Source organism: Paenibacillus sp. FSL L8-0638, from assembly GCF_038593075.1.
In the GTDB taxonomy this organism is placed as follows: Bacteria; Bacillota; Bacilli; order Paenibacillales; family Paenibacillaceae; genus Paenibacillus; species Paenibacillus polymyxa_D.
The window spans coordinates 726848-738979 of sequence record NZ_CP151960.1; the positions used below are offsets into that span (position 1 = coordinate 726848).

The 12132-nt window shown below is 45.9% G+C and carries 13 protein-coding genes; 10 read left to right on the forward strand and 3 right to left on the reverse strand.

Annotated features, from left to right (window positions below; genetic code table 11):
* The first annotated feature begins 110 nt into the window (after nucleotides 1-110).
* Nucleotides 111-602 (forward strand): phenolic acid decarboxylase, encoded by a 492-nt coding sequence (locus MKY35_RS03215; protein WP_029515872.1) that lies wholly within the window; start codon nucleotides 111-113, stop codon nucleotides 600-602.
* A 103-nt stretch (nucleotides 603-705) separates the two neighbouring features.
* Here MKY35_RS03215 and MKY35_RS03220 read toward each other — a convergent pair whose 3' ends face one another.
* The 3 genes from MKY35_RS03220 to MKY35_RS03230 form a co-directional block, all read right to left on the reverse strand.
* A complete protein-coding gene (locus MKY35_RS03220; protein WP_322251882.1) occupies nucleotides 706-1152 on the reverse strand; it encodes a hypothetical protein in 447 nt (148 codons plus the stop codon).
* A 269-nt stretch (nucleotides 1153-1421) separates the two neighbouring features.
* Complete coding sequence (locus MKY35_RS03225; RefSeq protein ID WP_029515870.1) at nucleotides 1422-1811, reverse strand: winged helix-turn-helix transcriptional regulator; 390 nt, start codon at nucleotides 1809-1811, stop codon at nucleotides 1422-1424.
* Nucleotides 1812-2006: 195 nt separating this feature from the next.
* Nucleotides 2007-3350 (reverse strand): glycoside hydrolase family 30 protein, encoded by a 1344-nt coding sequence (locus MKY35_RS03230; RefSeq protein WP_342445583.1) that lies wholly within the window; start codon nucleotides 3348-3350, stop codon nucleotides 2007-2009.
* A 211-nt stretch (nucleotides 3351-3561) separates the two neighbouring features.
* Between MKY35_RS03230 and MKY35_RS03235 the strand changes: the two genes are divergently transcribed.
* The 9 genes from MKY35_RS03235 to MKY35_RS03275 all read left to right on the forward strand — a co-directional run bounded on the left by MKY35_RS03235 (nucleotide 3562) and on the right by MKY35_RS03275 (nucleotide 12124).
* On the forward strand, nucleotides 3562-4242 hold the full coding sequence (locus tag MKY35_RS03235) for a response regulator transcription factor (RefSeq protein ID WP_029515868.1): 681 nt from the start codon (nucleotides 3562-3564) through the stop codon (nucleotides 4240-4242).
* Nucleotides 4239-6008, forward strand: a complete 1770-nt coding sequence (locus MKY35_RS03240) for a HAMP domain-containing sensor histidine kinase (RefSeq protein WP_342445584.1) — start codon at nucleotides 4239-4241, stop codon at nucleotides 6006-6008. The genes MKY35_RS03235 and MKY35_RS03240 overlap by 4 nt, the downstream gene beginning before the upstream one ends.
* Before the next feature lie 23 nt (nucleotides 6009-6031).
* Nucleotides 6032-6541 (forward strand): CDP-diacylglycerol--serine O-phosphatidyltransferase, encoded by a 510-nt coding sequence (gene pssA, locus MKY35_RS03245; protein WP_029515866.1) that lies wholly within the window; start codon nucleotides 6032-6034, stop codon nucleotides 6539-6541.
* 22 nt (nucleotides 6542-6563) lie between these two features.
* Nucleotides 6564-7058 (forward strand): DedA family protein, encoded by a 495-nt coding sequence (locus tag MKY35_RS03250; protein ID WP_029515865.1) that lies wholly within the window; start codon nucleotides 6564-6566, stop codon nucleotides 7056-7058.
* 90 nt (nucleotides 7059-7148) lie between these two features.
* Nucleotides 7149-7565, forward strand: a complete 417-nt coding sequence (gene psiE / locus MKY35_RS03255) for a phosphate-starvation-inducible protein PsiE (protein WP_029515864.1) — start codon at nucleotides 7149-7151, stop codon at nucleotides 7563-7565.
* A gap of 56 nt (nucleotides 7566-7621) precedes the next feature.
* Entirely contained in the window at nucleotides 7622-8629 is a 1008-nt protein-coding gene (locus MKY35_RS03260) for an AI-2E family transporter (RefSeq protein WP_029515863.1), read from the forward strand.
* 188 nt (nucleotides 8630-8817) lie between these two features.
* Nucleotides 8818-9378 carry an NADPH-dependent FMN reductase gene (locus tag MKY35_RS03265; protein ID WP_029515862.1) on the forward strand — a complete coding sequence of 187 codons (561 nt, stop codon included), beginning with the start codon at nucleotides 8818-8820 and terminating at the stop codon, nucleotides 9376-9378.
* Nucleotides 9379-9924: 546 nt separating this feature from the next.
* Entirely contained in the window at nucleotides 9925-11097 is a 1173-nt protein-coding gene (locus MKY35_RS03270) for a radical SAM protein (RefSeq protein WP_342445585.1), read from the forward strand.
* A 25-nt stretch (nucleotides 11098-11122) separates the two neighbouring features.
* Nucleotides 11123-12124, forward strand: a complete 1002-nt coding sequence (locus MKY35_RS03275; protein ID WP_039270523.1) for a radical SAM protein — start codon at nucleotides 11123-11125, stop codon at nucleotides 12122-12124.
* Nucleotides 12125-12132: the final 8 nt, after the last annotated feature.

The window sequence follows — 12132 nt, forward strand, 5'->3', positions numbered from 1 at the left end:
TATGTAGTTAAGAACATGTTTATATTTACATGTTTTGAATTGAATATTTATTATCTTTGGTATCCTATTCAATTCATGAAAAATTATAATTTAGGAAAGAAGGATGCAAGATGGACAAGTTTATCGGCAGCCACATGATTTACACCTATGAGAATGGTTGGGAGTATGAAATATATATTAAAAATGAAGATACGATCGATTATCGCATTCATAGTGGTATGGTAGGTGGCCGCTGGGTACGTGATCAGAAGGTCAATCTGGCGAAACTGGTGGAAAACGTGTATAAAGTATCGTGGACCGAACCGACAGGCACTGACGTGTCTCTGAATTTTATGCCTGAGGAAAAACGTATGCACGGCATTATTTTCTTCCCTAAATGGGTTCATGAGCATCCGGAAATCACTGTGCGCTACCAAAACGATTTTATTCCGCTAATGGAAGAATCGCGTGAAAAGTATGAAACGTATCCAAAGTATGTGGTGCCTGAATTTGCAGATATTACATTCATCGAAAATGCGGGTGTGAACAACGAACAATTAATTTCCCAAGCACCTTATGAAGGAATGACAGACGATATTCGTGCAGGTAAACTGCAAGTGTGATCAACTCTGTGCTGAAAGTGTAAAAGCCTGGCCTGTGATAAACAGTCTCAGGCTTTTTTGCGTGAACTGAAAAGTGGATTGCTAATGGAGTGGTGGACGATATTTAGAATGAATAGTAGACCAGACCATGCTCGATAAGATACGAACGACTAATTCGAGAGGGGAGGATGGTCGCTGATGGAGAGAAGATGTGCAGGTTCGCATGGGTAGTCAGATCGGATAAGGCAGATAGAGCCAGCTCTGTTTTATCAGGCCCCCAGTGATCAGCGTGGTGCTGAATATATTGCTCAGCCTCGGTTAAGGACAGACCCTTGAGTGAGGTAAACACGGAAGCCCAGCGGACGAGGTCAAAGGCGCCTTTAATTTCAGGCAGCTCATATTCTGCCAGACCTTGAGCGCCGTTACACGACATAGTAAGCAAGCCACAGCAATGGTGTTGATAGGGTTTCGAGTCAGGAAATTGACGATAATCGTATTGAATCATTTCCATGGAACCAATGCGTAATTGGGTCGCTTGGGACGTTGTGGGCTGGGCAAGCGTCATGCTCATGCTAGAATGGCCTCCTTCTCGAGTTCACTGTAAATAGGGATGGAAGAATCATACGTCACAGCGGATGTAATGTAAATCACGAATACAAGTGTAAAATGAGGATATGTAGCGGAAAACGAGCTTTAATGCCAATGGAAACGGATACTTGCATCCATATCTTTTATTATCTTGGGGAACGTCTTTATATCACAAAAAAACAACCCCAGATCTCCCGAGGCTGTTTCTACGTGAAATATAGTTCAGCATTTCGCAAAATGCTTGTTTGCTGGTCACACGGGTGTGACGTCTTGAACCGCTTCTTCTTCTTTCCAAATCACGTTCTCGCGATAGTTTGATCCCCAATCGTACATTGCTCTCAGTACCGGAATCAGGCTTTCGCCATGCTCTGTCAGTGAATATTCCACATGCGGAGGGACGACAGGATAGACTTTACGTAGAATGAGTTTATCTTCTTCCAGCTCGCGCAATTGGTTAGTCAGCATTTTTTGCGTAATATGGGGGATCAGCTTCTTCAATTCACCAAACCGCTTGGTGCCTTCCATACCGAGATGCCACAAAATAATCAGCTTCCATTTTCCACCGATGACCGCGAGAGTCAATTCCTTATCACAATTAATCAGCTTCAAATCAATCCGGTCTTTTACAGTAGTGATATTCATCGACCTCCTTTCCGTAGTTATTCCAAGTATACTATTTATAGTTACTATACGCAAAAGGATATACATCCATTTTGGAAACTATGCATACGTATATGGATACAGATCGACTGGACAGTGAAGCATGATGATTACGCAGGACCGGAAAACAGGAACGTAATATTCCTAATATATGCATAATTCCAGAAAACTGCGGCGTTAAGAAGGAATCACGATCGTATTAAAGGACTCTGGCTCCAGTTCCAAACGGTGTGTTGTTTCTCCGATAGACAGGTTCAGTACCCGAGATTCCCTGAAGGGGTTGGCGATGACTAGCACCTTTTGCCCGTCTGTATTTTGAAAAGCAACTGCATCTCCAGTCCATGAGCCGCGAAGTCCGATGCGTCGGGCACCCGGTAATACAAAATGAGAAAAATGCTTCATGACATAATACTCTGGATTCAGGATAGGTTTTTGATCCGCTGGATCAACGGTAATCATCGAATTTTGCTCCCAGCCCCATGTGCTCTTGCCTTTCGGTTCCAAAACCATATTCCAGTAAATATAAGCATTCACACCATTGGTGAAGTAGTGCTGGTACAGATTATATACATATTTGGCGTAGTCCCATGAGTTCTCTCCGTTACCGCATTCATTTTCGGTTTGCATGTAACGAAGCTCAGGATAACTGGCAACGGTGCGCTGAATGGCATTTTTGCCTGCCCACTGGTAGCCTACACCTTTAATATATTTGTAGGCCTCGGGGTCACTTAACACGGTATGGGCATACTCATCGAATCCGGTCGAAGTCTTTTTCATTAATTCCTCCCACGGATCGGGTGCGTTAATGGTGCCCAGCCAAATTTCCGTATCCAGTCCGTGTTCCTCAAAAGCAGGACCCAAATAGTCGCGAATAAATTCACGCAGTTGCTCTCCGGTCCATACACAGGAAGGAAACTTCTGATCGGCAATGACCTCATTTTGAACATGAATCTGATGGATCGTAATACCTGCCTCCCGGTAAGCCTGAACAAATTTGACAAAATACAATGCATACGCTTTCAAAATATCCTTTTCCCAGCGCAGCGTGCCGTAATTGTAGGCTTTCGGTGATTTCATCCATGTCGGCGGGCTCCAAGGTGAAGCGAACAGCTTTAAGTCCGGATTGCGTTGTAATGCTTCCCGAATAAAAGGAATGAGATATTGCTGATCACGCTCAATGGAAAAATGCTTCATCTCCACGTCGCCGTCTGTTTCATTGTGGCTATACCATTCCAGCGCGTAGTCACTCGCTCCAATAGGAAGTCGGCATATCGTGAATTTGTGCTCGCCCTCTGGGTGAAAGAGAGAATGAAGCACCCGATCTCGGTCGTCCTTTTTCAAATGATTCAGGGCCACATAACCTAATTCATTAAAACAGCCGCCGAAGCCTTCTACAAGCTGATATGTTTCTCCTGTAAGGATTAGGTTGGCACTCTCTTGGGTATCGGTCAAATGGTGAGCTTGGGATTGCCAAGCTTTAGCTTTGGAAGTGGAAAACCACTGAATGGTTTGATTGCTCATGTGTTACCCTCCTGTCAGGCTTTTTGTATCTCAACTTATTATAGGGTAGGATCTTAGAGGAAGAGATGGTCTGAGCGATGACAAATTTGCCCTAATCCAAGGTTGAATTTGCGGATGGGAAGTTTCAGTAAATAAGAAGTGGTGAGAACACATAAAGTACACATGTCTTTGATATACTGGTGTCCTAGAATGACCGAAAGAGGGAAGTCGATTGAAGAAAAGAGTTCTTCTTGTCGAGGATGAAATACGTATTCGTGAAGTGATTGCGGATTATTTTAAACAAAATAATTGGGAAGTCTATGAAGCAGGCAATGGAAAAGATGCACTTATCTGGTTTGATTCGGTGCAGCCTGACCTGATTATACTCGATATTATGATGCCGGAACTGGATGGTTGGGAGGTGTGCCGCCAGGTGCGCAGCCGTTCAGGTGTGCCGATCATTTTGTTGACAGCCAAATCCGGTGATGATGATAAAATATTAGGCTTTGAACTAGGAGCCGATGATTACGTGACCAAACCATTCAGCCCCAAGGTGCTGATTGCTCGCGCGAACGCGCTGATGAAACGGGTGGAAGGACATGTGCAGCCAGAGTCGCATATCTTGCGGTTCGGTAGTGCCATTCTCAACACGATGGCTCATCGGCTTGAGGTGGATCAGGCAGAAGTCGAACTGACGCCCAAGGAGTATGAGCTGCTGCGGCTGCTTATACATAATAAAGGCATCGTTATTTCACGGGATGCGATACTGAACCGAGTGTGGGGTATCGACTTTGAAGGAGATACACGAGTTGTCGATACGCATATCAAAAAGCTGAGAAGTAAGCTGGGCCGTGAATCACGCCATATCCGCACTATTTTTGGTACTGGCTACAGGTTTGAGGAGGAAGAATGAACAAACGGGGAGTTACCTTTAAGTTGTTCATTATGACGGTTGTGTTTTTCCTGTGTTTTTACGGTATGGTGATTTTAAGTCAATTGTTGTTTTTTGAAAATTTTTATCAGAAACAGAAGATTGGGCGTGTGGAAAGTCGTTTGCAAAGCTTCGGTCAAAGTTATGTCCAGGAGGCCTGGGGATCGGGCAGGGTTTCGCGTGAGGCAGCTCGTTTTATGCTTCAGAATAAAAACCAGTTGGCGATTGTAACGCTGGACGGCAAAGTAAAGCTGGATGATGCGTTTCATATCAATGTAAGAAAAGCAGATGGTAAAATCGTTAAAATATCGCTGTCTCTGTTTATGAGTGAGTATGGAGATGAGCTGAGAGCTGCCCGGATTCAGCCTGGCGATACGGTAACGGTTGAAGGTGAGGGATTGGGAACGGAAGGCATATCCTCCGCCAATTTAATTTATCCAACCGGCATACAGAAGCTTGGCTTCAAAAGTATAGGATCAACTTTGGAAGAGGCAAGCACAGGTGGCAGTGTAAGGTTTTCCGGTACGGTGACAGAGATTGTACTGCCGGATCTGAAAACATGGAGTCAGCGACAAGGTTTACTGTTTAGTGCGCTGGAGGAATGGTTCCCTTTATCACAGTCGCATCTGGAGAAGCTTAAGAATTTCGAAGTGTTGGAGGAAGATTGGACGGAACCTTGGACAGGGGTACGCAATGCAGTTATAGTCCATCCTGTTCGTCAGAGCACAGGCGAGATCGACCTCCTGTTCACTGTGACATCGTTGCAGGAAATCAGTGAGACGAATGAGGCTTTGCGCTGGTTTTATCTGTATCTGGGGATCAGCGGATTTGCACTCATTCTGATTTTGTCCCTGTTCTATTCCCGAATGGTAACCCGTCCGCTCATTGCTTTGAATAATACCGCCAAGCGGATGGCTAAGCTCGATTTTACAGCCCATACACCAATCCGGCAGAATGATGAACTGGGCAGCTTGTCCTACAGCATGTATACCCTGTCCCAGAACCTGGACACCGCTTTGCGCGAGCTTCAGGAGGCCAATCAGCAATTAGTGGAGGATATGGAACAGAAGCAGAGGATGGAGGCTGTGCAACAAGACTTTTTTGCCAACGCTTCTCATGAACTGAAAACTCCGCTGAGTATCATTAAAGGCTTCGCAGAAGGATTACAAGATGGGGTTAGCGCCGGGAAGCAGGATCATTATATGAAAGTCATTGTAGAGGAAGCGGACAAAATGGAGCGATTGGTCAAAGATATGCTGGACCTCGCCAAATTGGAATCGGGTACTCTCAAGCTTCGCAAGACGACCTTTATCTTGAGTGAGCTGGTGGAGGAGGTCGTGGACAAGCTATTCCACTTGTTGAAGGAGAAAAAGCTGGAAGTAGTCATTATCCCCGCCAATGAGATGCCGATCCATGCCGATGTAGGATGGATGGAACAGGTGATTATCAACTTTGTTGTCAATGCCATACGACATGCTGAGGAAGGAAGCTCAATCACGATTCGTATCGAAGGTGATGGGGAAATCAGTTCCTTTTCCATTGAAAATAAAGGTGAGACCATTCCTGATGATCAACTGGAGCAGATATGGGATCGCTTTTACCGGGCTGAGCTGTCCCGAAGCCGCCAGACAGGTGGGACAGGGCTCGGGCTGTCGATCGTCAAACGAATTTTGGATTTGCACGAATTCCACTTTAAGGTGGAGAATACCAAGGACGGCGTCCGTTTTGTTGTTATATTCGGAGGCTAAGCTATGGCAAAGGAGTTAAGAGTATGAAATGGAATTGGTTGCCCTCACTATGCACGATTGCAAACCTGGGGGCAGGGGTCTTATCCCTGTATTTCACGATTCATGAGCAATACATGACCGCCTTTATTCTCGTGGTGGTGGCTGCTTTATGGGATGTATTAGACGGTTTACTGGCAAGGCTGCTGCATTGTTCCAGTGATTTTGGCAAACAGCTCGATTCGCTGGCGGATGTGGTCTCATTTGGGGTTGCCCCTGCTTTCTTGATCTTGTTATACAAGCTGGGAGATACCCATTGGGTAGGACCACTTGTGGCTGTTTTGTTTGTCATATGTGGTGCGGTAAGATTGGCAAGATTCAACCTAATGGCTTTTAGTAAAGGCTTTGTGGGTATGCCGATTACGGCGGCGGGAGTGATTTTGTCCTTTATGTTTTTATGGAGTGAGCATTTGAAGCCGGGGTTGTTGCTTGCGTTAATGGTAGTGCTGTCGTTCCTGATGGTTAGCCGTATTCCCTTCCCGTCCTTCAAAAAATAATCGGTCAGGAGGTGGCGCTCCTATGGAATGGGCCATCAGCATGATTACACAATACGGATATATCGCTATTTTTGCTCTTCTTGCTCTTGGGATTATTGGCCTACCGGTTCCAGATGAAATTATTATGGTGTTTGTCGGCTATTTATCTTCTATTATGGTACTGAATTATTCGGTGTCTATCTTAGTCAGCTTCATCGGTGCAATGACAGGGATGATGATCAGCTACACACTAGGCAAAAAGCTGGGTCAGCCTTTGGTGGATAAGCACGGCAAGTGGGTTGGATTGACACCGAAGCGATTTGCAAGAGTTAAGGGGTGGTTTGCGCGCTTTGGGTTGTGGACCATTTTGTTTGGTTATTTTATCCCAGGAGTCAGACATGCAACAAGCTATTTGTCAGGGCTTAGTGCGATGCCTGTCCGAAAATATATGCTGGTGGCAAGCGCAGGTTCTCTGATATGGACGCTTATTTTTATCTCCATTGGTTATATTGCAGGGGCGAATATAAACTTTCATTAAGGTGACCCCAAAAGTAATGTAGCATTTTTCACGTATACCACCGATAATATAAATAAAGATGATATTGTACAACCAGTGAGGGGATCTGTATTGAATGCATTAATGAAGTATATTGAGAAGTTACCTGGTTTTCTGCAAATGATCTTAAATATCTCGCTATTTCTGGTCGGGCTGATTTTAAGCTTCTTACTTCTAAAAGAAACATGGTCCATTTTTTCTTATGTTTTTTTGTACACAGAGGCCGACAAAAATTACTATGAATTCACGGAAGAGTTGCTTGTATTTTTCTTATATTTTGAATTCATAGCATTAATAGTTAAGTACTTTAAAACCAATTTTCATTTTCCATTACGTTATTTCATCTATATTGGGATTACGGCCGTCATCAGGCTCATTATTGTGGACCATGATGATGCTAAAAATACATTCTGGTGGTCCATTGCTATTCTAGTCATGGTAGGTTCTCTATTGATCGCTAACAGTAAATTGTTAAAAAGAGAAAGTTAATGCCGGGAAAGATTGCAAAGGGTGACAGTCAAGTGGGAGAGAGGGAATAAAGACGAATGGTAAGAAACTGGATGAATCATGCGGGCGTCAGGCGGATAGCCGTCCTTGCGATAATCGTTTTGCTGTTGTTTATGTTAAGAAGCATGATGAATATTATGTTGTTAACACTGCTGCTTACGATCTTGATTGGCAGTATATATAACGGAGTGAATAAGCTGGTCAAGCGGTTCGTCAATGTACCGTCAATGGTCGTGCTGCTACTGGTGTATGGTCTGCTGATCCTGATTATGGTGTGGGGCGTTTACCGAATGGTGCCGCTAATCATTGTACAGGTCAAGCAGGTGTATCTCATGATTCAGCAAGCGTATATGTATCCTGATCGTAATCAATGGAACGAAACGATTATCGAATTTATGGACACACTGAATGTTCAGCGGCTATTTGAGCCTGGCCTGAGTGCAGTGATGAAGGTCAGTCAATTGGGAACACAGCTTCTGGTGTCAATTATTTTGAGCTTGTTCTTCCTGATGGAAAAATCCTATATTACACGCTTTACAGCTACGTTTGTAGATAGCAAGCTGGGCTGGTTTTTCAAGGAAGTGGGTCATTTTGGCCGTATGTTTCTGGGTACGTTCGGGAAGGTATTGGAGGCTCAACTGCTGATTTCACTTATTAACTGTATATTGACCACGATTGCGCTCTGGATTATGGGCTTCCCTAATCTGCTCGGTCTTGCGCTCATCATTTTCGTACTGGGATTGGTTCCGGTGGCAGGTGTGTTTATCTCACTGGCACCGCTCGGCCTGATCGCTTTCAGTGTCGGTGGCATTCAATATGTAATTTATCTGGTTATATTGATCGTGGTGATTCATGCGATTGAGGCCTATTTCTTAAATCCGAAGCTGATGTCATCCAAAACGAATTTACCGATCTTCTTTACCTTTGTCGTACTTATTTTCTCTGAGCATCTGATTGGAATTTGGGGCTTGATTGTAGGTATTCCGTTGTTTGTTTTCTTCCTTGATCTGATTGGGATAAAACGCAAGCAAGAGAAGGATACTTGATTCAGCAATACAGACTCCACCCTAGTATAGTGACTATTGATATATCACAAATGCCTGCGAAACCGCAGGTATTTTTTTATTGCCCTTTTGTTCACAGGAAAAATCGCTGACGCTCATCCACTTTTTAATTCTCTTGTTAGCTATAGTACACTGAATATGCAAGATCAAATCAAGTTCGGAGAAATGAGATGATACGGTTGGAACAGAAAATTAAGGTATTGGCTATATCGGGTAGCCTTCGTCAAAAGTCCTCCAATACAGCACTTATGAAGGCTACTATGGGGCTGGCTTCTGAAAATATGATGTTCACAGTCTATGATGGGTTGGAAGATCTCCCGCATTTTAACCCTGACTTGGATGTAGATGAGGGGCCAGCTTCCGTAAGAGGGCTACGGGAACAATTGAAACAAGTGGATGGAGTGCTGATCTGTACACCGGAATATGGAAATGGGGTACCGGGTGCTTTGAAAAATGCCTTGGATTGGCTTGTATCTTCAGGTGAATTTGTAAATAAACCAACAGCGGTCATTAGCGCGTCACCGTCTCCTATGGGCGGCCATCTGGCGCATGCCTCGCTGCTGCTCACATTGCAAATGATCAACGCAGAGATTGTGGAGAATGGAAAGGTCATTATTCCGCATATCACATTAAAGCTGAACTCAGAAGGCATCATTACAAACGCTGAAACTAGACAGGAAATGGAGGCATTACTTCAAGGGCTTGAGCAAGCATGCAGAGGACAGGTATAGGAAAATCCAAAGCAGATCCTTCATCATAGAAGGATCTGCTTATTTGAATGGCCACCTACTACATATTCAACGGCAGGAATTCACCAGTTATCTAATATTAGTTGTGTCCAGCAAACGCTCATAGACCTTTAATCGGGCATACACCGTTTCAAGTATCGGATATGACATATTACGATTAGCCAATGCCAGAAGTGTTCCGCTCATGCTGGCAACAAATATATACTTTTGCCAAATTTCACGCTGAATGTCATGGCTGTGTGTAACCGTGAAACCTGCTAGCACTTTTTCAGCTGTAAGAAAAAGTCATTTCGGCCACGACCTTTTTGATACCCGCAGCATTACGGGTAAACGTACCTAAAAGCGATACTCATATCGCTACTTCGGAAGCATAAGCTCTAATAAGACGCCGTCAGACGTTTCTTCTTATTGCAGACCCAAGCATTAATGCGGCGCGAGAGCAAGATAATAGCGCATATCCTTATTCTCACAAGTTATCTTAAGATAAAAAGAACTGGTATCTAATTATAGGGAGATGAGGGAACGGAAATGATTAATGTAACGAAACTACTTACCGGTATGAAGGGAGAAGGCGATGACCTTCGTTATACCATTAAGCCGGGCTACAAACCTCATGGCGTTTCCGCGGGCAGAGGGCCTGTCGTCGTATGGAATTCGACACGGGCTTGCAACTTAACCTGTAAACATTGTTATGCGAATGCCTGTCCTGCCCATGATCCCGATGAAATGTCGACGGAGGAAGCTAAGGTATTTATTGATAATCTGGCCGCCTTCCAGGTGCCGGTACTGCTTTTTTCCGGTGGAGAGCCTCTGATCCGCAAAGATATTTATGAGCTGATTTCTTATGCGTCAAGCAAAGGGCTTCGGCCGGTAGTATCGACCAATGGCACATTGATTACCATGGACAGAGCGAAGATGCTAAAAGAAGCAGGGGTTAAATATGTCGGTGTAAGCCTGGATGGGCTGGAAGAGCGCCATGATGAATTTCGCGGGCGAAAAGGAGCCTTTAAGCAGGCGCTTCAGGGTATCCGAAACTGCTTGGTCATCGGCCAGAAGGTAGGGGTCCGGTTCACGATCAGCAGACATACATATGAAGACTTGGATGGTGTCCTTGATTTGATCGAGCGGGAAAATATTCCTCGGGCCTGCTTCTACCATCTCGTCTATTCCGGCCGCGGGAGCGCCCTGCAGCAAGAGGATGTTACCCATGAACAATCCCGGCATGCTCTTGACCGGATTATGGCTAAAACGATGGACCTGCATGGCAAAGGCAAACCGGTGGAATTGCTCACCGTTGATAACCATGCGGATGGCGTTTACTTATACCAGCGGATGATGGAGCGCGACCCGGAGCGCGCAGCTGAACTGCTTGGCTTGCTTCAGAGAAACGGCGGCAACCGTTCCGGAATAGCCATCGGCTGCGTGGATTGGCACGGCAACGTCTATCCCGATCAGTTCACGAGAGATATCGAAATCGGTAATATCCGCAAGCAGAAATTCAGCGAGATTTGGCGTGATGCCGCTCATCCGCTAATGGTCGGCCTGCGCGACCGTAAACCGCTGCTAAAGGGACGCTGCAGAGAATGCAATTGGCTGGATATCTGTAACGGGAATTTCCGGGCCCGGGCTTCGGTAAGCGGTGATTTCTGGGCGGAGGACCCATCCTGTTATTTAAGTGACCGTGAAATTGGAATCGTATAACACTGGAAAGGAAGGCTGAATACGCATGCTCGTTTCCTGGAATGTGACCAAGAAATGCAATTTATACTGCGAACACTGCTATCGCGACTCGGGGCCGACATCGTCTGTAGAAGACCAGCTAACCACGGAGGAAGGCATCCGGCTCATTGATCAGATCAAGCAGGCTGGATTCAAGCTTCTCATATTCAGCGGCGGCGAGCCCTTGATCCGTGAAGATCTCTGCGAATTGATCGCGTATGCCTCGTCTATCGGCCTTCGTCCCGCACTTGGCAGCAACGGCACGCTTCTGACCGCCGCCAAAGCTGCGGAGCTGAAAAAAGCAGGGCTGGGGGGCATTGCGATCAGCATAGACAGCGCCACGCCTGAGTATCACAACCGGTTCAGGAATGCGCCAGAAGGCTGGCAGCAAGCATTGGAGGGCATTCGTTATGCCCGGGAAGCCGGGCTGAGAGTGCAGATTAACATGACGCTGACCGAGGGAAATATGGATGACTTCGTGCAGGTTGCCCAGCTTGCCGAGGAGCTTCATGTGTCCTCTCTGCACCCGTTCTTTCTCGTCCCGACCGGACGGGCCGTCCATATCGAAGAAGACGGGCTGAAGCGGGAACGGTATTACTCGGTTCTGCGCAGTGTTCTGTCCAAACAGAAATCAACATCCCTTGAAATCAAACCGACATGCGCTCCCCAGTTCATGCCGCTTGCCAAGAGCATGGGGCTGGAAATGCGGTACACGCGCGGTTGTCTGGCCGGGGTCTCCTATTGTTCTGTGCTGCCGAGTGGCGAGGTGCATATTTGTCCGTACCTGCCGGTCAAGGTGGGGAATGTTCGCGAGCAGCCTTTTGATGAAATATGGCGGGATAATCCGGTGTTTCGGGATTTAAGGGACTTCAAGAAATATGAAGGAGAATGCGGCTCCTGCCCCGATGTGGGCATTTGTGGCGGCTGCCGGGCGAGATCGTACTATTACAGCGGCGGCAATTTCATGGCCGAAGAGCCGTGGTGTTACAAAAGATCGGCGGCGCTGTAAGCTGGGGA

What these genes read in the sequence shown, in the direction of transcription:
- MKY35_RS03215 (WP_029515872.1), top strand. Translation starts at nt 111, where the DNA reads ATGGACAAGTTTATCGGCAGCCACATGATTTACACCTATGAGAATGGT.
- MKY35_RS03220 (WP_322251882.1), bottom strand. Translation starts at nt 1,152, where the DNA reads ATGAGCATGACGCTTGCCCAGCCCACAACGTCCCAAGCGACCCAATTA.
- MKY35_RS03225 (WP_029515870.1), bottom strand. Translation starts at nt 1,811, where the DNA reads ATGAATATCACTACTGTAAAAGACCGGATTGATTTGAAGCTGATTAAT.
- MKY35_RS03230 (WP_342445583.1), bottom strand. Translation starts at nt 3,350, where the DNA reads ATGAGCAATCAAACCATTCAGTGGTTTTCCACTTCCAAAGCTAAAGCT.
- MKY35_RS03240 (WP_342445584.1), top strand. Translation starts at nt 4,239, where the DNA reads ATGAACAAACGGGGAGTTACCTTTAAGTTGTTCATTATGACGGTTGTG.
- pssA (WP_029515866.1), top strand. Translation starts at nt 6,032, where the DNA reads ATGAAATGGAATTGGTTGCCCTCACTATGCACGATTGCAAACCTGGGG.
- MKY35_RS03250 (WP_029515865.1), top strand. Translation starts at nt 6,564, where the DNA reads ATGGAATGGGCCATCAGCATGATTACACAATACGGATATATCGCTATT.
- MKY35_RS03260 (WP_029515863.1), top strand. Translation starts at nt 7,622, where the DNA reads ATGGTAAGAAACTGGATGAATCATGCGGGCGTCAGGCGGATAGCCGTC.
- MKY35_RS03265 (WP_029515862.1), top strand. Translation starts at nt 8,818, where the DNA reads ATGATACGGTTGGAACAGAAAATTAAGGTATTGGCTATATCGGGTAGC.
- MKY35_RS03270 (WP_342445585.1), top strand. Translation starts at nt 9,925, where the DNA reads ATGATTAATGTAACGAAACTACTTACCGGTATGAAGGGAGAAGGCGAT.
- MKY35_RS03275 (WP_039270523.1), top strand. Translation starts at nt 11,123, where the DNA reads ATGCTCGTTTCCTGGAATGTGACCAAGAAATGCAATTTATACTGCGAA.